General features: G+C 60.2%; 19 protein-coding genes. 15 read left to right on the top strand and 4 right to left on the bottom strand.

Annotated elements, in window-relative coordinates:
* Positions 1-67 precede the first annotated feature (67 nt).
* The 7 genes from norR to AABM55_RS12330 all read left to right on the top strand — a co-directional run bounded on the left by norR (position 68) and on the right by AABM55_RS12330 (position 6,792).
* A complete protein-coding gene (gene norR, locus AABM55_RS12300) occupies positions 68-1,597 on the top strand; it encodes a nitric oxide reductase transcriptional regulator NorR (RefSeq protein WP_054596862.1) in 1,530 nt (509 codons plus the stop codon).
* Between the two features lie 88 nt (positions 1,598-1,685).
* Positions 1,686-2,333 (top strand): pyridoxamine 5'-phosphate oxidase, encoded by a 648-nt coding sequence (gene pdxH, locus AABM55_RS12305; protein WP_347929703.1) that lies wholly within the window; start codon positions 1,686-1,688, stop codon positions 2,331-2,333.
* 100 nt (positions 2,334-2,433) lie between these two features.
* Positions 2,434-2,988, top strand: a complete 555-nt coding sequence (gene moaB / locus AABM55_RS12310; RefSeq protein WP_054596863.1) for a molybdenum cofactor biosynthesis protein B — start codon at positions 2,434-2,436, stop codon at positions 2,986-2,988.
* On the top strand, positions 2,985-4,220 hold the full coding sequence (glp, locus tag AABM55_RS12315; RefSeq protein ID WP_347929704.1) for a gephyrin-like molybdotransferase Glp: 1,236 nt from the start codon (positions 2,985-2,987) through the stop codon (positions 4,218-4,220). Before moaB ends, glp begins: the two co-directional genes overlap by 4 nt.
* Before the next feature lie 214 nt (positions 4,221-4,434).
* Positions 4,435-5,430: a peptidase U32 family protein gene (locus AABM55_RS12320; protein ID WP_054596865.1), complete on the top strand. Its 996-nt coding sequence runs from the start codon at positions 4,435-4,437 to the stop codon at positions 5,428-5,430.
* Positions 5,431-5,440: 10 nt separating this feature from the next.
* Positions 5,441-6,331, top strand: a complete 891-nt coding sequence (locus AABM55_RS12325) for a U32 family peptidase (protein ID WP_347929705.1) — start codon at positions 5,441-5,443, stop codon at positions 6,329-6,331.
* Positions 6,325-6,792 carry an SCP2 domain-containing protein gene (locus AABM55_RS12330; RefSeq protein WP_054596867.1) on the top strand — a complete coding sequence of 156 codons (468 nt, stop codon included), beginning with the start codon at positions 6,325-6,327 and terminating at the stop codon, positions 6,790-6,792. Before AABM55_RS12325 ends, AABM55_RS12330 begins: the two co-directional genes overlap by 7 nt.
* Positions 6,793-7,547: 755 nt before the next feature.
* On the opposite strand, the gene AABM55_RS12335 is transcribed toward AABM55_RS12330, so the two are convergent.
* From AABM55_RS12335 to AABM55_RS12350, 4 genes are all read right to left on the bottom strand, one after another.
* Positions 7,548-7,952 carry a putative zinc-binding protein gene (locus AABM55_RS12335; protein ID WP_347929706.1) on the bottom strand — a complete coding sequence of 135 codons (405 nt, stop codon included), beginning with the start codon at positions 7,950-7,952 and terminating at the stop codon, positions 7,548-7,550.
* A gap of 75 nt (positions 7,953-8,027) precedes the next feature.
* Complete coding sequence (locus AABM55_RS12340) at positions 8,028-8,705, bottom strand: Crp/Fnr family transcriptional regulator (RefSeq protein ID WP_054596869.1); 678 nt, start codon at positions 8,703-8,705, stop codon at positions 8,028-8,030.
* Between the two features lie 86 nt (positions 8,706-8,791).
* A complete protein-coding gene (narL, locus tag AABM55_RS12345; protein WP_103315278.1) occupies positions 8,792-9,439 on the bottom strand; it encodes a two-component system response regulator NarL in 648 nt (215 codons plus the stop codon).
* Entirely contained in the window at positions 9,436-11,238 is a 1,803-nt protein-coding gene (locus tag AABM55_RS12350; RefSeq protein ID WP_347929707.1) for a HAMP domain-containing protein, read from the bottom strand. The genes narL and AABM55_RS12350 overlap by 4 nt, the downstream gene beginning before the upstream one ends.
* A gap of 304 nt (positions 11,239-11,542) precedes the next feature.
* Between AABM55_RS12350 and AABM55_RS12355 the strand changes: the two genes are divergently transcribed.
* The 8 genes from AABM55_RS12355 to moaA all read left to right on the top strand — a co-directional run bounded on the left by AABM55_RS12355 (position 11,543) and on the right by moaA (position 23,021).
* Complete coding sequence (locus AABM55_RS12355) at positions 11,543-12,847, top strand: nitrate/nitrite transporter (protein ID WP_054596872.1); 1,305 nt, start codon at positions 11,543-11,545, stop codon at positions 12,845-12,847.
* A complete protein-coding gene (locus AABM55_RS12360) occupies positions 12,825-14,222 on the top strand; it encodes a NarK family nitrate/nitrite MFS transporter (protein WP_054596873.1) in 1,398 nt (465 codons plus the stop codon). Before AABM55_RS12355 ends, AABM55_RS12360 begins: the two co-directional genes overlap by 23 nt.
* A 66-nt stretch (positions 14,223-14,288) precedes the next feature.
* Complete coding sequence (locus tag AABM55_RS12365) at positions 14,289-18,062, top strand: nitrate reductase subunit alpha (RefSeq protein ID WP_347929708.1); 3,774 nt, start codon at positions 14,289-14,291, stop codon at positions 18,060-18,062.
* A 1-nt stretch (position 18,063) separates the two neighbouring features.
* A complete protein-coding gene (gene narH / locus AABM55_RS12370; protein ID WP_038982852.1) occupies positions 18,064-19,602 on the top strand; it encodes a nitrate reductase subunit beta in 1,539 nt (512 codons plus the stop codon).
* A gap of 2 nt (positions 19,603-19,604) precedes the next feature.
* On the top strand, positions 19,605-20,360 hold the full coding sequence (gene narJ, locus AABM55_RS12375; RefSeq protein ID WP_054596876.1) for a nitrate reductase molybdenum cofactor assembly chaperone: 756 nt from the start codon (positions 19,605-19,607) through the stop codon (positions 20,358-20,360).
* Positions 20,353-21,033, top strand: coding sequence for a respiratory nitrate reductase subunit gamma (narI, locus tag AABM55_RS12380; protein WP_103315284.1), 681 nt, complete (start codon positions 20,353-20,355; stop codon positions 21,031-21,033). Before narJ ends, narI begins: the two co-directional genes overlap by 8 nt.
* Before the next feature lie 10 nt (positions 21,034-21,043).
* Positions 21,044-22,003: a peptidylprolyl isomerase gene (locus AABM55_RS12385; protein WP_347929709.1), complete on the top strand. Its 960-nt coding sequence runs from the start codon at positions 21,044-21,046 to the stop codon at positions 22,001-22,003.
* 25 nt (positions 22,004-22,028) lie between these two features.
* Complete coding sequence (moaA, locus tag AABM55_RS12390) at positions 22,029-23,021, top strand: GTP 3',8-cyclase MoaA (protein ID WP_347929710.1); 993 nt, start codon at positions 22,029-22,031, stop codon at positions 23,019-23,021.
* Positions 23,022-23,210: the final 189 nt, after the last annotated feature.

A 23,210-nucleotide genomic window follows, 5' to 3' on the forward strand; every position in this document is an offset into this window, starting at 1 on the left:
TTTTAGTTATGGTGATAGATACCCTGACGCTTCAGGGTGAATCCAACCATAGAGGGTAATTACTACCATGCTGCGAGAAAGCCTGGCAGCCGACCTGATTGTCGAGTTGCCCAATGCCGTACGCTTGCAACGACTGGTGCAGACCCTGCGCGAATACTTCAACAGTGGCGCGGTGGGATTACTGCGTCTGGACGACGACAGTCTCAGGCCTGTCGCGACGGTGGGGCTGGTGCATGAGGCATTGGGGCGCCGGTTTGTCATTGCTCAGCATCCTCGGCTGGCAGCGATCATGGCGTCGCGCGAGCCGACCTGGTTCGAGCCGGACAGTCGACTGCCGGACCCCTATGACGGCCTGCTCGACAACCATGTCGGCGAGCCGCTGCCGGTGCATGACTGCATGGGTGTGAGCCTGTATGTGGAGGGTCGCATCTGGGGTGCGATCACGCTCGATGCGCTGCATGCCGGAACCTTCGACAGCCGTGCCCGGGAGGAGCTCAAGCGTTGCACGTTGCAGATCGAAGCCGCCGTGCGCGTCACCCGGCTTGAACAGGAAAACCGCAGCTTGCGCTTGTCCCGCAGCGATCTTCAAGACCTGCGGATGCCTGCGGATGAAGGTGAAATCCTCGGGCAGAGTGAGGTGTTGCACCAGTTGCTCAATGAGCTGGATGTACTGGCCGATTCCGATTTGCCGGTGTTGCTGTTGGGCGAAACGGGCGTCGGCAAGGAGCTGTTCGCCCGACGGCTGCACCGTCTTTCGCGTCGCAGCCACAAGCCGCTGGTACAGGTCAACTGTGCCGCCTTGCCGGAGTCTTTGGCAGAGAGTGAGTTGTTCGGCCATGTCAAAGGCGCATTTTCCGGCGCCACCAGCGACCGCGCGGGTCGTTTCGATGCGGCCAACGGCGGCACGCTGTTTCTCGATGAAGTGGGTGAATTGCCGTTAAGCGTTCAAGCGAAGTTGCTGCGAACTTTGCAAAACGGCGAGATCCAGCGACTGGGGGCGGACAAGCCGTTGCATGTCGATGTGCGAATCATCGCCGCGACCAACCGGCATCTGCCAGATAGTATCCGCGATGGCCTGTTTCGTGCGGACCTGTATCACCGGCTCTCGGTGTACCCGGTGCCGATTCCGTCACTGCGCGAACGCGGTCACGATGTGTTGATGCTGGCCGGGCACTTCCTGGAACTCAATCGGGCGCGGCTCGGCCTGCGTGGTTTGCGCTTGTCGCCTGCGGCCGAGCGGGCCTTGCTGGCGTATACCTGGCCGGGCAATGTGCGCGAGCTGGAGCATGTGATCAGTCGCGCCGCGTTGAAGCAGCTCAGCCGTGGCACCAGTCGCGCGCTGATCATGACGCTGGAGCCGCACGTCCTTGATCTCGACAGTACGATGGGCGCTGCAGGGGCGAGCGTCGAACCGCCGCGGGAAGTGACGTCTGATGTGCCATTCCAGGCCCTGAGCGACGCCGTCGACGATTGTCAGCGGCAAAAAATTCTCCATGCCCTGAGCCTTTCCGGGGAAAACTGGGCCAGCGCCGCGCGGTTGCTGGAAGTCGATCCCAGCAATCTGCACAAACTGGCCCGGCGTCTTCGCCTTAAGTAAGTCTGGGCGGCGCAGCATGTTGATGACGGTCAAGGTGGCTTGGCGCAGTGGCTCGCACACTGCGAAAAACCATCCGGAGATCACCGTCATGCCCCTTTCCCTGGCTCAGATGCGCCGTAACTACACCCTTAATGGCTTACAGGATGAGGCTGCGCTGGACGATCCCCTGGCCATGTTTCGACGGTGGTTGCAACAGGCACGCGATACCGAGTGCGCGCCTGTCGAGGCCAATAGCATGATGTTGGCGACGGTCGACAGTGACGGGCGACCACATTGCCGGGTTCTGCTGCTCAAAGGCTTGAGCGACGACGGTTTTACGTTTTTTGGCAATTACCAGAGCGACAAAGGCCTGCAACTGGCCGCTAACCCGAATGCCGCCATGACGTTTTTCTGGCCGGGGCTGGAGCGTCAGGTTCGTATTGAAGGCCGAGTGTCCAGGCTCGATCCGCAACTCTCGGACGCGTACTTCGATTCCCGCTCCATGGCCAGTCGGCTGGGTGCCTGGGCTTCACCGCAGAGCCGGCCGCTGGTCAGTCGGGCAGCGCTGGAATCGCTGTTGGCCGACACCATCAAACGTTTCGTTGGCCAGACCGTGCCGCGACCCGCGCATTGGGGCGGCTACTGCCTGCACCCGGAACGCCTGGAGTTCTGGCAGGGGCGTGCCGACCGCTTGCATGACCGTCTCGATTACCGCCTGCAGGACAGGGTGTGGTATCGCAGCCGCCTGGCGCCTTGAGCCTCTATTTGCCCGGTCGAGGTACCTCCTTGGAGGAATAGGCCAGGCCGCGATTGCGGTTCAGGCTTGGCCAAACCCTCATCTACGGGAAGGCTTGGATATGGCCCATCTGGCGCAACGCACGTTTGAACCCCTGAACATTGCCGTGTTGACCATCAGCGATACGCGCACCTTCGAGACCGACACCTCGGGACAGACCCTGACTGATTTGCTGCAAACGGCCGGGCATGTGCTGGTCGATCGTGATCTGGTCAAGGATGATATTTATCAGATCCGCGCAAAGGTATCCCTCTGGATCGCCGACCCCAAGGTGCAGGTTGTACTGATGACCGGCGGCACCGGCTTCACCGCTCGCGACAATACGCCGCAAGCCGTCTTGCCCTTGCTGGACAAACATGTGGAAGGCTTTGGCGAACTGTTTCGTCAGGTCTCCCTGGCGGAAATCGGCATGTCCAGTTTGCAGTCACGGGCATTGGCCGGGATGAGCAACGGTGTGCTGGTGTGTTGCGTTCCGGGTTCGCCGGGGGCCTGCCGAACAGCCTGGAACATGATCCTGTTGGAACAACTGGACAGTCGTACCGGCCCGTGCAACTTCGCCCCGCATTTGAAGCCGCAAACGCAGCGGGTCATCGAAGCCTGCGAGACACGCTCATGACCGGTCGGGTGTGCGATCTCGGCAACCTGATACCCGTCGACGAGGCCATCGATCGTCTGTTGGATCAGGCACCGCCACCACCCCAGGCGCAAATGATCGGTCTGGATCAAGCCTTGGGGCGAGTTCTGGCAGCCGACCTTCACTCCCTGGTGAACCTGCCGGCCTGGGACAACAGTGCCATGGACGGTTATGCCCTCAGGGCGGCCGACCTGCCATCGGAAGGTGGTTATCTGCCGATTGGCGGGCGAATTGCGGCGGGGGATCAGGCCTGCTTGCCCTTGATCGCACAGCAGGCGGTGCAGATCTTTACCGGTGCGCCATTGCCTGCGGGGGCCGATACGGTGGTGCCACAGGAGCGCTGCCGTATCGAGGGCGAGCGTGTCTGGTTCCCGCCCGTGATTGCGGGGGATCACGTGCGTAAGAAAGGCGAAGAGGTTCGTCGAGGCGATCTGTTACTCAAGGCCGGCAAGCGCCTGCGCGCACAAGAACTGGGGTTGCTGGCCGGCGCAGGCATAGCGCGGGTCGAGGTCTATCGACCATTGCAAGTGTGCTTGCTCAGCAGCGGAAATGAACTGCGTGAGCCAGGCGATGCATTGGTGCGGGGGCAGATTTACAACAGCAATCGCTATTGCCTGGCTGCGCTGTTGCGCGGTTGGGGCGTTGAGGTTCACGACTATGGCGTCATGGCCGATGAGTTGGCGGCCAGTCGGCATGCCTTGAGCCTGGCTTCTTCGGAATGCGACATGCTGCTGAGTTCCGGCGGCGTGTCGGTAGGCGAGGAGGACCACCTCAAACAGGCAATCGAGGAACTGGGCAGCGTGGATTTCTGGCGGCTGGCCATTCAGCCGGGTAAACCACTGGCTTATGGCGAAGTCGCCGGCAAACCCTGGATCGGCATGCCGGGCAATCCTTCGGCGGCGCTGATTACCGCGTTGGTGGTGGTGCGTCCGTTCCTGCTCAGGGCCCAGGGCGTGACTGACGTGCTGCCGGTGCCATTAGCCGTCCCGGCCGGATTCGACTGGTTGCAACGCAACAAGCGCCGGCAGTACCTGCGGGCAAGGCTGACGCCTGGTGCTGACGGCCAGTTGAGCGTGGCGCTGCACCCTCAGCAAAGCTCGGCGATGTTGACCGCTGCCTGCTGGGCCGACGGGCTGGCGGTGATCGAGTGCGAGCAGCAAGTGCTCAAGCACGACAACGTGATGTTCCTGTCCTTCGCCGACCTGATGCATTGATGGCAATTGATTGCCGTCAAGGCCGTGCCTGCCGGTCTGGCTAGACTGTGTGGCGAGGGAGCTTGCTCCCGCTGGGTCGCGAAGCGGCCCTGTTATTCAGGCCTGCTGTGCAGTCCAGCGTCGGAACGCCGTCCCGAACAAGCTCGCTCGCCACAAGCGCATTCCAACCATGACTGATCAGGCCCCGGACTGCGTTTTTTCATGAGGATTACCCATGCAACTGGTCTGCCCGGCAGGGAACCTGCCTGCGCTAAAAGCGGCGGTGCGCCAAGGCGCCGATGCCGTCTATGTCGGCTTTCGCGATGACACCAACGCCCGGCATTTCGCGGGCCTCAACATGGACGACAAGCAGTTCGACGCTGCGGTCGCCCACATCCGTCAGCATCAACGCAAACTCTACGTCGCGGTCAACACTTACCCGCAACCCAAGGGCTGGGAGCGCTGGCAGCGGGCAGTCGATCGAGCCGCCGATTTCGGCGTGGATGCGCTGATCGCCGCTGACCCGGGGGTGCTCGACTATGCCAGCCAGCGACATCCGCAACTGGCGTTGCACCTGTCGGTCCAAGGCTCGGCAACCCATGCCGCAGCGCTGGAGTTTTATGCCCAGCGCTACGGCATTCGACGCGCGGTGTTGCCGCGGGTGTTGTCGTTGGCGCAAGTACGCCAGGTTGCCGCCAGCAGCCCGGTACCCATCGAGGTGTTTGGCTTCGGCAGCTTGTGCATCATGGCCGAAGGGCGTTGCCACCTGTCCTCCTACATTACCGGCGAGTCGCCGAACCTGTGCGGTGTCTGTTCGCCGGCCAAGGCGGTGCGCTGGAGCGAGGACGCTCAAGGCTTGAGCGCACGACTCAGCGAAGTGCTGATTGACCGCTATACCCCTGACGAACCGGCCGGTTACCCGACCTTGTGCAAGGGTCGCTTCCTGGTCGACGGCAAACGCTTTCATGCGCTGGAGGAACCCACCAGCCTCGACACCCTCGACTTGCTCCCGGAGCTGACGGCCATCGGTGTCGAAGCGGTAAAAATCGAGGGCCGACAACGCAGTCCGGCCTATGTCGAACAAGTCACTCGCGTCTGGCGGGCGGCACTGGATGCCCATCGTGGTTCACCGGGCAGTTTTCGGGTCAAGGAGGAATGGCGTCAGGTACTGGCCGGCTTGTCCGAAGGCAGCCAGACCACCCTGGGCGCTTATCATCGATCATGGCAATGAGGGACGCGACATGAAACTCAGCCTGGGACCGGTCCTGTTCTATTGGGACAAAGCGCAACTCAGCAACTTTTACGCCGAGATGTCGGCCTTGCCTCTGGATGTGATTTATCTGGGCGAAACCGTGTGTTCGAAACGCCGGGCGTTTTCACTGGATCAGTGGCTGGGGTTGGGGCGCGAGTTACAGGCCTGCAGCCAGACGCAGTTGGTGATCTCCAGCCTGACACTGATCGAAGCCGCGTCCGAACTCTCCAGCCTGCGCCGACTCTGCGACAACGGCCAATTGTTGGTGGAGGCCAACGACATGGGCGCGGTGCAGTTCTTGGCTGAGCGAAAATTGCCGTTCGTGGGTGGTCCGGCGCTCAATTTGTACAACGGGCACGCGCTGACGCAATTGCTGGACTGCGGAATGACCCGTTGGGTGCCGCCAGTAGAATGTTCGGCAGCGTTGATTGGCGATGTGATCGAGCAGGTCCGCGGACTTGGCCGCACAGTACCGGAAGTGGAAATCTTCGCCTACGGGCATTTGCCGTTGGCCTATTCCGCACGGTGTTTTACGGCCCGCGCAGAAAACCGGCCCAAGGACGACTGCCAGTTTTGCTGTATCAACTACCCCGATGGTCTCGCGCTGACCAGCCAGGAAGGGCAGCCGTTGTTCACCCTCAATGGCATTCAAACGATGTCGGCGCAGGTGACCAATCTACTGGCCGATTATTCCGGGCTGGTGGCCTGCGGCGCCGATCTGCTGCGTCTGAGCCCGCGTGCTCAGGGCATGGCCGAGGTGATCGGCGCCTATCAACGGGTTCGTCTGGGCGAGACACCGCCGCTGTTCGTCGAAGGCTGCAATGGTTACTGGCATGGCCAGGCCGGCATGTTGCGCGTCGAGGAGGTTGGCCTGTGTTGAACCGAAAAAAGTGGCTGTTGAAAGGCGCCGACCGCTTATTGCCGCTGGTGCGTCGGGTGCCTTTTGCCGTGCAGCGCCTGGCGTTGCAACAGGCACTGAATCGCTGCCTCGCCGAGCCATTGCGCGAGGGTGAGTTCGACGTGCTGCGTGGGCGTTGGCTGTGCCTGCGGATTCCGGATCTGGGCTTGTCCTGGTATCTGACGCTGGGCCGCGAGGGCTTGCAAATTGCCAGGCAGGCCACGGCTCACGTGACCATCAGCGGCAATTGGCGAGAGTTTCTGCTCCTGGCCAGTCGCCAGGAAGATCCGGACACGCTGTTTTTTCGCAGGCGTTTGGTGATTGAAGGGGATACGGAGTTGGGGCTGGCGTTGAAGAATCTGATCGACAGTCTTGATCCCGATGTTTTGCCTGTTTGGTTGTGGCGCAATCTGGAGCGGGCGGGGAAGGGGTTGGCGGCCTGATAGCCGACCTGTATTTTTGGTCGGAGTACATATCCATTTCTGCGGTAACGGCGGCTTAGGGTTCCGCCCTTACGGCGGGTTACTTTGAAAAGCGCAAAGTAACCAAACGCTTTCGCCCCTGACGTGCGGCCCTTCGCCTAGGCTCAGGGTACCCTTGCTCCGGTCCTGCTCCGTGGGCCCGCCGCCATCGGCCATCCATGGCCGGGGGCGGCTACCGCGGCATCCTTACCGCGGTGCCCACTGCGCAGAACCTCCACTCGGCCTTCCGACGGGGCAGATCAAGATCAAGATCAAAAGCCAAAGCCAAAGCCAAAGCCAAAGCAAGATCAACAGCTAGAGCCAAAGTGGCATTGAATCTGTGGGAGCGAGCTTGCTCCCACAGGGAAATGAGTACGTTTGAAGAGACAGGCCGGCCGGTAGGCCGCCTCGCCTTTGCGGTGCACGCCCCCTCGAGAGGCCGAGTGGAGGTTCTGCGCAGTGGGCAACCCGGCATGGATGCCGGGTTAGCCGCCCCCGGCCATGGATGGCCGATGGCGGCGGGCCCACGGAGCAGGACCGGAGCGAGGGCATGCCGAGCCTGGGCGAGGCACCGAACGAAAGGGGCAAGAGCGCTTTGGTTACTTTCGCGCTTTTCGAAAGTGACCCGCCGTAAGGGCGGAACCCTAAGCCGCCGTAACGGCAGAAATGGATATGTACTCAATCAACAAACCACAGACCGCCTTCGCGAGCAGACTCATTCCCACATTAGATTTTCGTCAGCCCTCAAGCCATCGTTTGCTGTCGGTTTCATGCTGGCGAGTATCACTGGCAATCAACTGCCTGATCCCCTCAAACAACTCATCACTCTGCGCCTGCGTGCAGTCTTCGCCATGGCGTTTGCGCAGCCCATAGTGGCTCAGGATCAGGTGCACATCAGCATGCAGGCCATGTTGCTTGAGGCAGTTTTCGACGCATTGCAGCGGGCAGCCGTCCAGCGCGAAAATCCGGCGCCCCGAGCGCGCCTTGTTGAGCAACGCTGGCACATGCCCTCCGATACCGACGATGCAGGACATTTCAGCCAAGCCGCTGCGATCCAGCCGCACGGCCAGGGTGTTGGCCAGTTGGGCGACGTTGGAGCAGCCTGAGCAGGAGTAAACCAGAGGCAAAGTTGAGGGGGGCATTGACACTCTCCATTGATGGGCTCTTCCAGTGTGCAAGGCGCATGACGTTACTCAATTGATTGCGGTCAATTCTGCCTACTGGAACGCCGCCAGTGCCTCTTCTTTGGCGAGGATGCGGATATTGCGTCGTTCCATCGCAATCAGGCCGCACTCGACCAACCGATGCAAAATCCGCGAAAAGGTTTCCGGCTGAATCCCCAGTTTCGATGCCACCAGGCGTTTGGATACTTGCAAGACGATCTGGCCAGTGACGGGATGGCGTTCCTGGAGCAGGAAATTGATGACCCGACGGCTCGCGCTCGCCAGCGTCAACGTGTCTATGTCCCGCAGACGCAGGTGCAAGTGAACGCTCATGCTGGCCAGAATCGCCAGGCAAACCTTCGGCTGGTCCTCCAGGGCGTTGCGGTAATGGTTGCCCTCGATACTGACCAGCACACTGTCTTTCAGCGCGGTGGCGCTCACTGGATAGAGTCGGGCCTGGCTGAACAGCAAGGCTTCGGCAAAAGTCTGACCTGGCTGGATGATCTCCACGAGGTTTTCCTGACCTTCGCCGGTGAGCCGGTACAACTTGATCTGACCGCTGACCAGCAGGAAAAAACGCTTGGCCGGATCCCCCTGGTGCATGAGTGTGCAGTGACAACTCAGGCGCTTGAGCATGGCCTGGCTGCAGACTTCCTCGAAGACTTTCTCCGGCAATTGGCTGAACAGGTGATGACGGCGCAACGTTAAAACGATAGAAGGGTGGGTCAGCATGGCGTACCTCCGCTGACGGTCATAGTAGAGGGCGCGGCCCGGATGACCTATGCCTCTGCAGGCCTACCTCCAAAGAGGAATACCCGTCAGCCGGCGTTGCGCAGATGCTCCATGGCCCACACCGCCGCCTCGACCCGCGAACGCAAGCCGAGTTTATGCAGCAGGTTCTTGACGTGAACCTTGACCGTCCCTTCGGTGATGCCGAGCTTGTGCCCGATGACTTTGTTGCTGAAGCCGCTGGCGATGATTTTCAGCACCTGCCGCTCACGTTCGGTCAGTTCCACCACCGCCTGACGCGCAGGAGCACGCAGCGCCTGGGCCATGACTTGGGTCAGCCCCGGGCTGACCACCAACGCGCCGTTCAGCGCATCACGGATGTACTGAATCAACAGTTCGGGCTCCATGTCCTTGAGCAGATAGCCGTCGGCATCCAGGCGCAGTGCATCGCGAATATCGTCTTCAGCATCCGAGACAGTGAACAGCAGCACCTTGCCGGTGTAATGCATCGCGCGTAATCGGCGCAGGGTTTGAATGCCATTCATCTGCGGCATGTTGTTATCGAGCAAAACCAGATCCGGCTGCAGCGGCTCAATGAGGCTGAGTGCTTCTTCGCCGTTGCCGGCTTCGCCGACGATCTTGAAATCATCTTCGAGTTCGAGCATCTGGCGGATGCCGTGACGCATCATCGGATGGTCGTCTACCAGCAGGATGGTGTGTTGTTGGGACGGGTTCATGTGACGCTACCTTCTGTTTGCTGCCCGAGAAACTCCGGCTGGAATTCCAGTTGGACACGGGTGCCTTGCGGCTCCCTGGAAAATATCTGCAATTGGCCGTGCAAGCTGCGAGCTCGTTCGTCCATGATGTTCAGGCCGTGGTGTTCGCGCTGGTCGACGTTGCCGCTGAAGCCGCGCCCGTCGTCTTCGACGATGAGCCTGACGGTTTCGCCGTCCTGGCGCAGTTGTAGCCAGGCGTTTTGTGCGTGGGCGTGGCGCAGGCAGTTGGAGAGTGCCTCGCGGGTGATCTGCAGAATGTGGATTTGCTCGCTGGCGGAGAGCGGAAAGGCCAGCGCATCGACGTGCAGGTGGACCTGAAATTCTCCGCGACGGGAGAACTCCTCGGCGGTGTCCTTGAGCTCTTGCACCAGTCCCGCATCGTGAATCTGCAAGCGAAAGGTGGTCAGCAGTTCGCGTAACTGGCGGTAGGCATTGTTCAGCCCCTCGCGCAATTCGGCGGTGACGGTTTCCAGGGTTTCGACTGGTTCGCCACGGCGCATCAGGGTCTGCATGCGGCTGACTTGCAGTTTCATGTAGGACAGGGCCTGGGCCAGTGAATCGTGCAGTTCGCGGGCGATGATCGTGCGCTCTTCGAGCAACAGCAGGCGATGATCCTGTTCCCGTTGGCGTTTGAGCGAAAGCGAGGTGCCAATCAGGTTGGCCAGGGCCTGGATCAACTGGGTTTCCCAGGCCTGCGCCGGATGCCCGTCGACAAAATGCGCCTTGAGCTCCCCCAGTTCGCTGCCCTGGTTGCTGATGCTGAAAGTCTGCGGGTTGGTTTTTTGGTGCTTCAGGCACGTGGCGCAATCGCTGCTGGCGCAAACATCCCGACTGTTTGCCCCATGCAGGGCGAGTAATTGCTGGGCGGGTGCCTGCAAGTGTCCTTGTAGACACAGCGACAGACGCAAGCCGGGCAGGCGTTGCTGGAAGCGCCGGATCAACTCGTCCAGGCCTTCGGCGTTGGCCAGGCGTGTGGCCAGGTTTCGACTGCTTTGGTACAGCAGCTCCAGGGCTGCATTGGCTTGTTGCAAGTTCAGGGTTTTTTGCTGGACCTGGCTCTCCAGGGTGCGATGCGATTCTTCGATCGTTTCCGCCATGGCATTGAAACTCATGGCCAACTGGCCCAGTTCGTCCTGGGACTGATGGTTGACCCGCACCTTGAAATCGCCACGACGAAAGCGCTGGGTGGCGTCCACCAATTCTTTCAAGGGCGTGACAACGCCGTACTGCAGTTCATATAGCCCAACCAGCAGGACGATCATGGTGGTGAACAAGGCCAGGCCCTGGATCGCCTGTTGCCAGCCTTGCTTTTGTTCGCTTTGGCGCTGCAACAGGCTGACAAACTGGTTCAGTTGTTCAACGAAAGGCTGGGTCAGAGCCTGAAAAGAGGTCGCATCGCCACGTTCGAGTGCCGGGCGTAAATCCTCGTTCCAGCGTTGCTGGATTTGCCCATAGCTGATTTGCAGAGCGGTGGGCGGGCCATCTTCCAGTACCGCTTTGAGTGACTGGCTGTTGAGGCGAGTTTGCAGGCTGTCGGTGATGCTGGCGACTTCTTCGCCAGGTGCGCCAGCGGCCAGTTTCCAGCTCAGGTGGTACGTCTCCATGCGCACCGAGCCTGCGGTGTTGATCGCTGCGGCATCGCCCTGACTGAACCAGGCGATCAATCCGGCGCTCAATGAACTGGCAAGGGCGAGTATGGCGATAAGGATCACTGCCAACCCGGCGCGAGCGGGCAGGGAGCTGCGCAACCAGCGCATCATCAGCGATGATCCTGGGGAAAGACACGGAAACTGAGCATACGGCGTCCCGGAGTGCGGTTTTGCAGCCAGTCCCGGGTGCGCTACCTCTAAAGAGTTGCCGACGTCTCCCTGTCGGCAATGGCGTTACTGGAAAACCTTAAGAAGCTGATAAATAAAGGGTTTCAAGGTTTTCTTGAACTACCTCCTTGGAGGTAGGCCGGGCAAGGATAGCCCCTTGCCCTCATGGGCTTCGTTGACGTGGATCAAGTTTTTGCGGGGTTCGCCTCTCTAGTCTGCCGCCATGGCTAACTGACTGGAGAGCATTGTGATCCAACCGCGTGTACGACAAGGCTTGGTGCTGGGCATGAGTACGTTGGCCTTCACCGTCTGTTTCATGGTCTGGATGATGTTTGCTGTGCTCGGGGTACCGATCAAGGAACTGCTCCAGCTCAACGAAACCCAGTTCGGCCTCTTGGCCGCAACCCCGGTGCTGACCGGCTCGCTGGTGCGTTTACCGCTGGGCCTGCTGACTGACCGCTTTGGTGGTCGCAGCGTGTTCTTCTTGCTGATGCTGTCCTGCGTCGCACCGCTGTACCTGATCAGTCACGCCACCGCCTACTGGCAATTCCTGGTACTGGGCTTGTTCGTCGGTCTGGCCGGTGGCTCGTTTTCAGTGGGCATTGCCTACGTCGCCAAATGGTTCGATAAGGAGAACCAGGGCTTCGCCATGGGCATCTTTGGTGCCGGCAATGCGGGAGCCGCAGTGACCAAGTTTCTCGCTCCGGCACTGATCGCTGCCGGCAGTTGGCAACTGGTGCCAAAGGTCTTCAGCGCGATCCTGTTCATTACCGCGCTGTTGTTCTGGTTCGTCAGCGCCGAAAACAAGAACCACCGTAGTGCCGCCGGCGCCAGCTTGCGTGAACAGTTGCGTTCGCTGAAAGATCCGGCGGTGTGGCGCTACTGCCAGTACTACTCGATCGTCTTCGGCGGCTACGTCGCCCTGGCCTTGTGGATGACCAAGTACTACGTGCAGGAATACGGTTTCAGCCTGCAAAGCGCAGCGCTGCTGGCGGCCTGTTTTTCCCTGCCCGGCGGGGTCCTGCGTGCCGTCGGCGGCTGGATGTCGGATCGCTGGGGCGCGCAAAGCGTGACCTGGTGGGTGTTGTGGGTCAGCTGGATCTGCCTGTTCCTGCTCTCCTACCCACAGACCCAACTGCAAGTGCAGACCCTCAATGGTCCGATGGATTTTCACATCGGCCTGAATCCCGCGCTGTTTACCGTGCTGCTATTCGTCATGGGCATCGCCTTCGCGTTCGGCAAAGCCTCGGTTTTCAAATACATCGCCAATGACTACCCGAAAAACATGGGGGCCGTGTCCGGCATCGTTGGCCTGGCGGGCGGCCTGGGCGGTTTCGTGTTGCCGATTCTGTTCGGCGCCCTGGTGGACCTCACCGGGGTGCGCTCTTCCTGCTTCATGTTGATGTACGGCGTGGTCTGGGTCTCCCTCACCTGGATGTACTTCAGCGAAATACGCAAGACCCCGGTGTTCGGTAAAGAGCTGCCGGTGACCACTTCCCCGTTTTCCAGCATTGCCCAAGGAGAAGAACATGTCCGTTCTGCAAAAGCCTGACAAAGGCCCGGTCATACATGACTGGCGCCCCGAGGACCCCGCATTCTGGGGGCGTAGCGGCAAACAGACTGCCACCCGCAACCTGTGGATTTCCATTCCTGCACTGCTGCTGGCCTTTGCGGTGTGGATGGTCTGGAGCACGGTAATTGTGCGTTTGAATGCCATCGGCTTCAGCTTCACCACCGACCAGTTGTTTTGGCTGGCGGCGTTGCCGGGTTTGTCTGGTGCGACCTTGCGCGTCTTCTACTCATTCATGGTGCCGATTTTCGGTGGCCGGCGCTGGACCGCCCTGAGTACCGCATCGCTGTTGCTGCCCTCGATCTGGATGGGTTTCGCCGTGCAGAACCCAAGCACCTCTTACAGCGTGTTCGTATTGATCGCCTTGCTCTGCGGTTTTGGTGGCGGCAACTTTGCCTCAAGCATGTCCAACATCAGCTTCTTCTATCCCAAGTCTCAGCAGGGTACAGCCCTTGGCCTCAACGCCGGGTTGGGTAACCTGGGCGTTTCGGTGATGCAATTCTGTGTACCGCTGGTGATCACCTTCGGTGTGTTCGGCTTTATGGGCGGCAAACCGCAAGTCCTGGCCGACGGTGGTCAATTGTGGTTGCAGAATGCCGGGTTGATCTGGGTGCCGTTCATTGTGTTGGTGACGCTGCTGGCCTGGTTCGGCATGAATGATCTGTCCAGTGCCCGCGCTTCGTTCAGCGACCAGGCCGTTATCTTCAAACGCAAGCACAACTGGCTGATGTGCTGGTTGTACCTGGCGACTTTCGGTTCGTTTATCGGTTTTTCCGCAGCGTTTCCGCTGCTGATCAAGACCTCCTTTCCTGATGTCATCGCCTTGAAATTCGCCTTCCTCGGCCCATTGGTCGGCGCGCTGGTACGCCCATTGGGTGGCTGGCTGGCGGACAAGCTCGGTGGCGCGAAAGTGACCTTGTGGAACTTCATGCTGATGATCGTGATGGTCTTCGGCGTATTGCACTTCCTCCCCCAGAACGGTTCGGGCGGCAACTTCTACGGCTTCCTTGGCATGTTCATGCTGCTGTTCATCACCACCGGTGTCGGCAATGGCTCCACCTTCCGGATGATCCCGGTGATCTTTCGCACCCAGCATGAAAAAGCCTCTGCCGGAAAACCACCTGCCGTGCGCGAACAAGCGCTCAAGGATGCCGGCAAAGAGTCGGCCGCCGTCCTCGGTTTCAGTTCGGCCATCGGCGCTTTCGGTGCGTTCTTCATTCCCAAATCCTTCGGCACTTCGATGGCCCAGACCGGCGGCCCTGAGATGGCTTTCTACATGTTCGTCGGCTTTTACCTGAGCTGCATTGTGGTGACCTGGTGGTGGTACGCGCGCAAAGGCGCCGCAACCCCCTGCTAAGACGATCCGAATCCAACCTGCGTGGGCGGGGCACAGAACCCCGCAGCAAGCCTGAGAGGACACACCGTGAGTCATTTACTGGATCAACTGCGGTTTTTCAATCGCAAGCAAAACGAGTTTTCCGACGGTCACGGCGAGACCCGCAAAGAGTCTCGCGACTGGGAGAACGTCTACCGTTCGCGCTGGCAGTACGACAAGATCGTGCGTTCCACCCACGGGGTGAACTGCACCGGGTCTTGTTCGTGGAAAATCTACGTCAAGAACGGCTTGATCACTTGGGAAACCCAGCAGACCGACTACCCGCGTACCCGCAACGACCTGCCTAACCATGAACCCCGTGGTTGCCCGCGTGGCGCCAGTTACAGCTGGTACATCTACAGCGCCAACCGGCTCAAGTACCCGAAAATCCGCAAGCCGTTGCTCAAGCTCTGGCGTGATGCGCGGCAGACCCTGGCGCCAGTGGAAGCCTGGGCGAGCATCGTTGAGGACAAGGTCAAGGCCGACTCCTATAAAAGCAAGCGTGGCATGGGCGGCTTCATTCGTTCCAACTGGGAGGAAGTCAACGAGATCATTGCCGCGTCCAACGTCTACACCATCAAACAATATGGCCCCGACCGCATCGTCGGGTTCTCGCCGATCCCGGCCATGTCGATGGTCAGCTATGCGGCCGGTTCGCGTTACCTGTCGCTGATCGGCGGCGCTTGCCTGAGTTTCTACGACTGGTACTGCGACTTGCCACCGGCTTCGCCGATGGTCTGGGGCGAGCAGACCGACGTGCCGGAATCGGCCGACTGGTACAACTCCAACTACATCATCGCCTGGGGCTCCAACGTCCCGCAGACGCGCACCCCGGACGCGCACTTCTTCACCGAAGTCCGTTACAAGGGCACCAAGACTGTCGCCATCACCCCCGACTATTCGGAAGTGGCCAAGCTCACCGACCTGTGGCTGAACCCTAAACAAGGCACTGACGCAGCGCTGGCCCAGGCGTTCAATCATGTGATCTTCAAAGAATTCCACCTGGACAAACCGAGCGCATATTTCACTGACTACGCCAAGCGCTTCACCGATTTGCCGGTGCTGGTGCTACTCAAGCAAATGCCCGACAAGGCACCGGGTGCCGGTTATCAGCCGGACCGTTTCTTGCGCGCCAGTGACCTGACCGACAACCTTGGTCAGGAAAACAATCCGCAATGGAAAACCATCGCCCTGGATGTCAACGGTGAACTGGTATCCCCTCAAGGTTCCATCGGCTATCGCTGGGGCGAGAAGGGCAAGTGGAACATCCTCCCTCGTGAAGGCGGCGAAGGCCGTGAGATCGATCTCAAGCTGAGCCTGATTGGCGATGACGTCGCCGAAGTGGCGTTCCCGTATTTTGCCGGCGAATCCCACGAGCACTTCCAGCACGTTGCTGGCGATGCCGTGCAGTACCGCCGTGTGCCAGTGCATAACGTGGTGCTGGCAGACGGTAGCATCGCTAAAGTTGCCACCGTGTTTGACCTGTCGGCAGCCAACCTGGCTATCGACCGCGGTCTCGGTGGCGCTAACGTCGCCAAGGATTACAACGACGCTTCGGTGCCGGGAACTCCAGCCTGGCAGGAGCAGATCACTGGCGTCAGCCGTGAGAAAGCGATCCAGATCGCCCGTGAGTTCGCCGACAACGCCGACAAGACCAAGGGCCGCTCGATGATCATCGTCGGCGCGGCAATGAACCACTGGTACCACATGGACATGAACTACCGCGGGCTGATCAACATGCTCATGCTCTGCGGGTGTGTCGGTCAGACCGGTGGCGGTTGGGCGCACTACGTCGGCCAGGAAAAGCTCCGTCCGCAATGCGGCTGGCTGCCCCTGGCGTTCGGCCTGGACTGGAATCGCCCACCCCGTCAAATGAACGGTACCAGCTTCTTCTACGCCCACAGTTCGCAATGGCGCCACGAGAAAATGAGCATGCACGACGTGCTCTCGCCGCTGGCCGATAAATCGCAATTTCCCGAGCATGCGCTGGACTACAACATCCGCGCCGAACGTGCCGGCTGGTTGCCCAGCGCACCGCAACTCAATACCAACCCGCTGCACATTTGCCGCGATGCCGCCGCAGCCGGCATGGACCCGAAAGACTACGTGGTCAAGTCGCTGCAGGATGGTTCGCTGCGGTTCTCCTGCGAGCAGCCGGACAGCCCGGTGAACTTCCCGCGCAACATGTTTATCTGGCGTTCGAACTTGCTGGGCTCCTCGGGCAAGGGCCACGAGTACATGCTCAAGTACCTGCTCGGCACCAAAAACGGAGTGATGAACGAAGACATCGGCCAGGTCGGCGATTGCAAACCCGAAGAAGCCGAATGGGTGGACGAGGGTGCCATCGGCAAGCTTGACCTGGTCACCACGCTGGACTTCCGCATGTCCTCGACTTGCGTCTACTCCGACATCGTCTTGCCGACCGCAACCTGGTACGAAAAAGACGACATGAACACCTCGGACATGCACCCGTTCATTCACCCGTTGTCGGCGGCTATCGATCCGGCCTGGGAATCGCGTTCCGACTGGGAGATCTACAAAGGCATCGCCAAGGCGTTTTCCAGCATGTCGGAAGGGCACCTGGGCGTTGAAAAAGACCTGGTGACCATCCCGCTGATGCACGACAGCGTCGGCGAACTGGCCCAGCCGTTTGGCGGCACCGACTGGAAAAGCGCCGGCGTGGCACCGATACCGGGCAAGAACGCGCCGAACCTGCATGTGGTCGAGCGTGACTACCCGAACATCTACAAACAGTTCTCCTCGCTGGGGCCATTGCTGGAAAAACATGGCAACGGCGGCAAGGGCATCAGCTGGAACACCGATGACGAAGTGAAGTTCCTCGGTGAACTCAATCACCACGAAGGGGCTGCCGGGATCAGCCATGGTCGGCCGAAAATCGACACGGCGATCGATGCCGCGGAAGTGATTCTGTCTCTGGCACCGGAAACCAACGGCCATGTCGCCGTCAAGGCCTGGGCCGCGTTGTCGGAATTCACCGGCATCGATCACAGTCACCTGGCGTTGTCCAAGGCCCATGAGGCGATTCGTTTCCGCGACATTCAGGCACAGCCGCGCAAGATCATCTCCAGCCCGACCTGGTCGGGACTCGAAGACGATCACGTCAGCTACAACGCCGGCTACACCAATGTTCACGAGGCGATCCCATGGCGCACCATCACCGGCCGTCAGCAGTTCTATCAGGATCACCCGTGGATGCAGGCATTCGGCGAGCAACTGATGAGTTATCGGCCGCCGGTCAACACCCGGACCATCGAAGGGGTGAAAGGCAAGCGCAGTAACGGCGAGACCGAAATCGTCCTGAACTGGATCACTCCGCACCAGAAATGGGGCATTCACAGTACCTACAGCGACAATCTTCTGATGCTGACCCTCAGCCGTGGCGGGCCGATTGTCTGGCTCTCGGAGGTCGACGCGAAACGCGCCGGCATCGAGGACAACGACTGGATCGAGTGCTTCAACGCCAACGGCGCACTGACCGCCCGGGCGGTGGTCAGCCAGCGGGTCAAGGAAGGCATGGTGATGATGTACCACGCCCAGGAACGGATCGTGAACGTGCCAGGTTCAGAAACCACCAAGACCCGTGGCGGCCACCACAATTCAGTCACCCGGGTGGTGCTCAAGCCGACCCACATGATCGGCGGCTATGCCCAGCAGGCCTACGGTTTCAACTATTACGGCACGGTCGGCTGCAACCGCGATGAATTCGTCGTGGTGCGCAAGATGGCCAAAGTCGACTGGCTCGACGGTTCAAGTGGCGATGACCTGCCACGTCCCCTGCCGAACGATATCGAGGAGAACTGAGATGAAGATTCGCTCACAAATCGGCATGGTTCTGAACCTGGACAAATGCATCGGTTGCCACACCTGTTCGATCACCTGCAAAAACGTCTGGACCAGCCGCGAAGGCATGGAATACGCCTGGTTCAACAACGTCGAATCGAAACCGGGGATTGGCTATCCGAAAGAATGGGAAAACCAGGACAAGTGGAAGGGCGGCTGGATTCGCAACGCCAACGGCACGATCAACCCGCGCATTGGCGGGAAATTCCGGGTGTTGGCGAACATTTTCGCCAACCCTGACCTGCCGAGCCTCGACGACTATTACGAACCGTTTGACTTCGATTACCAGCACCTGCACACCGCGCCGCTGGGCGAGCACCAGCCAACAGCGCGCCCGCGTTCGCTGATCTCCGGCAAGCGCATGGAGAAAATCGAGTGGGGCCCGAACTGGGAGGAGATTCTCGGTACCGAGTTCGCCAAGCGCCGCAAGGACAAGAACTTCGACAAGATTCAGGCGGACATTTACGGCGAATACGAAAACACCTTCATGATGTATCTGCCGCGCCTGTGCGAGCACTGCCTCAACCCGACCTGCGCGGCCTCGTGCCCGAGCGGGGCGATCTACAAGCGCGAAGAGGATGGCATCGTCCTGATCGACCAGGAAAAATGCCGTGGCTGGCGGATGTGCATCAGCGGTTGTCCGTACAAGAAGATCTATTTCAACTGGAAAAGCGGCAAGTCCGAGAAATGCATCTTCTGCTACCCGCGTATCGAAGCCGGGATGCCGACCGTTTGCGCTGAAACCTGTGTCGGCCGTATCCGCTACCTCGGCGTGCTGCTGTATGACGCCGATCGCATCAGCGAAGTGGCGAGCACCGCCAATGAGCAGGATCTGTACGAGAAACAACTGGAGATCTTCCTCGACCCGAATGACCCGGCGGTGATCCGTCAGGCCTTGGCCGATGGTGTGCCGCAGTCAGTGATCGACTCTGCGCAACGTTCGCCGGTCTACAAAATGGCCGTGGACTGGAAGTTGGCGCTGCCGCTGCACCCGGAATACCGCACCTTGCCGATGGTCTGGTACGTACCGCCGCTGTCGCCGATCCAGAATGCGGCGACCGCCGGCACCGTGGGCATGAACGGGGTGATCCCGGATGTCGACAGCCTGCGTATTCCACTGAAGTACCTGGCGAACCTGCTGACAGCGGGCGATGAAAAACCGGTCAAGCGTGCGCTTAAACGCTTGCTGGCGATGCGCGCCTACAAACGTTCCGAGCAAGTCGATGGCGTCCAGGACCTGCAAGTGCTTAAGGATGTCGGCTTGAGCGTGGCCCAGGTCGAAGAAATGTATCGCTACCTGGCGATCGCCAACTACGAAGACCGCTTTGTGGTGCCCAGCGCCCACCGTGAAGACGCGATGAGCGATGCCTTCGCCGAGCGCTCCGGTTGCGGTTTCAGTTTCGGCAGCGGCTGTAGCGGCAGCTCCGACACCAACATGTTCGGCGCCAAGAAAGCCAACCGCCGCGACATCCTCAAAACCGTTCAGTTGTGGGAGGAATGAGCATGCAAATTCTCAAAGTGATTTCGCTGCTGCTCGACTACCCGACCGAGGCATTGATTGGCGGTCGCGACGAACTGGAGCAGGCGATCATCGAGTCCCGGGAAATCAGCCCCAAGCAGCGCGGTGCGTTATTCGAGTTGCTGGAGCTGATCTGCACCAATGACCTGATGGACGGACAGGAGCACTACGGTGCGCTGTTCGGCCGGGGGCGTTCGCTGTCGCTGCTGCTGTTCGAGCATGTGCACGGTGAGTCCCGTGACCGAGGTCAGGCGATGGTCGACATGATGGCGCAATACGAAGCCGCCGGGTTTGCCATCGGCGTCAAAGAACTTCCGGACTATATCCCGCTGTATCTGGAGTTCCTTTCTACTCGCGAAGACATCGAGGCCCGCGAGGGCCTGGCAGATGTGTCGCACCTGTTGGCCTTGCTCGCGGCGCGTCTGGATGAGCGTGAAAGTGCGTACGCCAGTTGCTTCCGCGCGCTGCTGCAAATTGCCGGGGCCGAGCCGCATCAGGCGGTGGCCGACCTGCGGGCGCAGGTGGCTGCCGAGCCGCGTGACGACTCCCTTGAAGCCCTCGACAAGATCTGGGAAGAGGAGGCCGTGGACTTTCTCCAGGCCGAACAGCAGGACCGTTGCAGTTCGCTGCCAAGCGCACCGGGCAAGGTCCGGGAAGAAAGCGCAGTGCCGTTGCACTGGGTGGATTTTCAGCATGAAGGGCTGGCCGCCGTGCCGGCCAAGGAGGTAGGCAATGTCTAAATGGAACCTGTTGTTGTTCGGGATCTATCCCTATATCGCCCTGGCTATTTGCCTGATTGGCAGTTGGGCCCGCTTCGATCTGTCGCAGTACACCTGGAAGGCAGGCTCCAGTCAGATGCTCAACCAGCGCGGCATGCGCGTGGCGAGCAATTTTTTCCACATCGGGGTGTTGTTCATACTGGCCGGGCACTTCGTCGGCCTGCTGACCCCGGCGTCGGTTTATCACCATGTGATCAGCACTGAGAACAAGCAGCTGCTGGCAATGGTCTCCGGCGGGCTTTTCGGTCTGTTGTGCCTGGTTGGCCTACTGATGCTGGTCAATCGGCGGCTGAGCGATCCACGGGTACGCGCCACTTCCAGCACTTCGGACATTCTGGTGTTGCTGGTGCTGCTGGCGCAGTTGCTGCTCGGTCTGCTGACGATTGTGGCGTCCACTGAACACATGGACGGCTCGGTGATGGTGATGCTCGCCGATTGGGCGCAGAACACCGTGCTGTTGCGGCCGATGGAAGCGGCGGCGTCCATCGCGCCGGTCGGCTTGATCTACAAGCTGCATGTGTTTCTCGGTTTGACCCTGTTCGTGCTGTTCCCCTTCACCCGTCTCGTACACATGATCAGTGCACCGGTCTGGTACTTGGGGCGTCGTTATCAAATCGTTCGTCAGAAGTTCTGAGGAGACAATCATGTCAGGTGGATGTGGATGTGGGGGCGGTAACGGGGGCAGCGGTGGCTGCGGTTCTTCCAAACAAGCGCAACCCGATGTTGTGGATATCGCGCCGACCGGGGCGGTGCAGTTTGACGCACTCCCGGTTGCGCCGGCGGCCCACGACGCCCCGGCGCAGTTGATCGCCAGCAGTGAGCAGGAGTGGCCGATCATCAGCGTCAACGCGGTGTCGATCACCCCGGAGGCGATGGCTCAGGAACTGCAATATCACCCGGCGGAAAGCCGCGAGGAGGCGGTCTACCTGGCCGCCAGGGCGCTGGTGATCCGCGAGTTGTTGCAGCAACGCATTGCCGAACTCGGCGTGTCGCTGGAAGTCGGCTCCGGTGAGAACGAAGAAGAAGCGGCCACGCGCTTGTTGCTTGAGCGTGAGGTTCAGGTGCCTCAGTGCGATGAGGAAACCAGCCTTCGTTACTACGAAAACAATCGCGGGCGCTTTCACAGCGCGCCGTTGCTGGCGGTGCGGCACATCCTGCTCGAATGTGCGCCGGACGATGCCGAGGCCCGCGCGCTTGCGCATGTTCAAGCTGAAATTCTGTTGCAGCGGCTGGAGGATTTTCCCGGCAGTTTCGCCGAGATGGCCGTGAAATATTCGGCCTGCCCGTCGAAAGCTCAAGGCGGTTCTTTGGGACAGATCAGCAAGGGTCAGACCGTACCTGAACTGGAACGTCAGCTGTTCACCCTGGCGCCGGGGCTGGCGAGTAAACCGCTGGAAAGCCGTTACGGTTGGCATGTGGTCAGTGTCGATCAGCGGGTCGAAGGCATGCCGTTGCCCTATGAAGTGGTGTCGACGGCGATCCGCACGCAGTTGCAGCAAGGTGTCTGGCAAAAAGCCCTGGTGCAATACCTGCAAACCCTGATCGGTGCGGCGGATATTCGCGGCATCCACTTGCAGGGCGCCGACTCACCGCTAGTGCAGTGAGCCTTGGGGTAAACGGGGAGATGTGATGAACGCTGTCATGCAGGATGGTTTTGGACGGCAGATCGACTATCTGCGGATGTCGGTGACGGACCGTTGTGATTTTCGCTGTGTGTATTGCATGGCGAAAAACATGACGTTTCTGCCGCGTCAGCAGGTCCTGACGCTGGAGGAACTGCAGCGTCTGGCGGCGCTGTTCGTCGGCCAAGGTGTTCGCAAAATCCGCCTCACCGGCGGCGAACCGCTGATCCGTCCCGGTATTGTCGGGCTGTGCCGCAACATCGCCGCCTTACCCGGTTTGCGCGAACTGGTGATGACCAGCAACGGCTCGCAACTGGGCCGTTTGGCCCGGCCGTTGGCGGAGGCAGGGGTCAAGCGGATGAACATCAGTCTCGATAGCCTGGACGGGCAGAGGTTTCGCGCGATTACCCGCAACGGCGATCTCGATCAGGTGCTGGGCGGCATTGAAGCCGCGCGGGGCGCGGGGTTTGAGCGGATCAAACTGAACTGCGTGGTGATGAAGGGGCGCAACTTCGATGAAGTCCCGGCGTTGGTGCAATACGCCATCGATCAACACATCGATATCAGTTTTATCGAAGAAATGCCCTTGGGCGATGTTGGCCGCGCGCGTGGCGAGTCGTTTTGCTCCAGTGACGAAGTGCGGGCGTTGATCGCCAGTCGTCATCGATTGCTCGACAGCACCGAAAGCAGTGGCGGGCCAGCACGCTACGTTCGCCTGGAAGACCATTCCGATACCCGGATCGGTTTCATTTCACCCAACAGCCACAACTTCTGTGGCAGCTGCAACCGGGTGCGGATGACCGTTGAGGGGAAGCTGTTGCTCTGTCTGGGGCAGGACGATGCCCTGGATTTACGCGGATTACTGCGGCGTTACCCGCTGGATGACCAACCCCTGGTCAACGCGGTGCAGAAGGCCTTGCGCGGCAAGCCGCTACGCCACGACTTCGGCCCCGAAGGGGAGGTGCAGATTGTGCGGTTCATGAACATGAGCGGCGGGTGAACTGACTGTTAAGGAAAGAGTTTGCCAAACACAATCCTTGTGGCGAGGGAGCTTGCTCCCGCTCGGCCGCGAAGCGGTCGTAATCCTGCTAGCTCGATCTGTCTGAATAGTCTTATTGCCTCATTTAGGGTTGCTTCGCAACCCAGCGGGAGCAAGCTCCCTCGCCACAGTGTTCGCAGCGGATTCTCC

This window comes from Pseudomonas helvetica (assembly GCF_039908645.1).
GTDB lineage: Bacteria > Pseudomonadota > Gammaproteobacteria > Pseudomonadales > Pseudomonadaceae > Aquipseudomonas > Aquipseudomonas helvetica.

Bases quoted from the DNA above. Each gene is read 5' to 3' on its own strand.
- AABM55_RS12325 (WP_347929705.1), top strand. From the start codon at position 5,441: ATGAAACTCAGCCTGGGACCGGTCCTGTTCTATTGGGACAAAGCGCAA.
- pdxH (WP_347929703.1), top strand. From the start codon at position 1,686: ATGCCCCTTTCCCTGGCTCAGATGCGCCGTAACTACACCCTTAATGGC.
- glp (WP_347929704.1), top strand. From the start codon at position 2,985: ATGACCGGTCGGGTGTGCGATCTCGGCAACCTGATACCCGTCGACGAG.
- narH (WP_038982852.1), top strand. From the start codon at position 18,064: ATGAAGATTCGCTCACAAATCGGCATGGTTCTGAACCTGGACAAATGC.
- moaB (WP_054596863.1), top strand. From the start codon at position 2,434: ATGGCCCATCTGGCGCAACGCACGTTTGAACCCCTGAACATTGCCGTG.
- narJ (WP_054596876.1), top strand. From the start codon at position 19,605: ATGCAAATTCTCAAAGTGATTTCGCTGCTGCTCGACTACCCGACCGAG.
- narL (WP_103315278.1), bottom strand. From the start codon at position 9,439: ATGAACCCGTCCCAACAACACACCATCCTGCTGGTAGACGACCATCCG.
- moaA (WP_347929710.1), top strand. From the start codon at position 22,029: ATGAACGCTGTCATGCAGGATGGTTTTGGACGGCAGATCGACTATCTG.
- AABM55_RS12350 (WP_347929707.1), bottom strand. From the start codon at position 11,238: ATGATGCGCTGGTTGCGCAGCTCCCTGCCCGCTCGCGCCGGGTTGGCA.
- AABM55_RS12360 (WP_054596873.1), top strand. From the start codon at position 12,825: ATGTCCGTTCTGCAAAAGCCTGACAAAGGCCCGGTCATACATGACTGG.
- norR (WP_054596862.1), top strand. From the start codon at position 68: ATGCTGCGAGAAAGCCTGGCAGCCGACCTGATTGTCGAGTTGCCCAAT.
- AABM55_RS12340 (WP_054596869.1), bottom strand. From the start codon at position 8,705: ATGCTGACCCACCCTTCTATCGTTTTAACGTTGCGCCGTCATCACCTG.
- AABM55_RS12320 (WP_054596865.1), top strand. From the start codon at position 4,435: ATGCAACTGGTCTGCCCGGCAGGGAACCTGCCTGCGCTAAAAGCGGCG.
- narI (WP_103315284.1), top strand. From the start codon at position 20,353: ATGTCTAAATGGAACCTGTTGTTGTTCGGGATCTATCCCTATATCGCC.
- AABM55_RS12335 (WP_347929706.1), bottom strand. From the start codon at position 7,952: ATGCCCCCCTCAACTTTGCCTCTGGTTTACTCCTGCTCAGGCTGCTCC.
- AABM55_RS12385 (WP_347929709.1), top strand. From the start codon at position 21,044: ATGTCAGGTGGATGTGGATGTGGGGGCGGTAACGGGGGCAGCGGTGGC.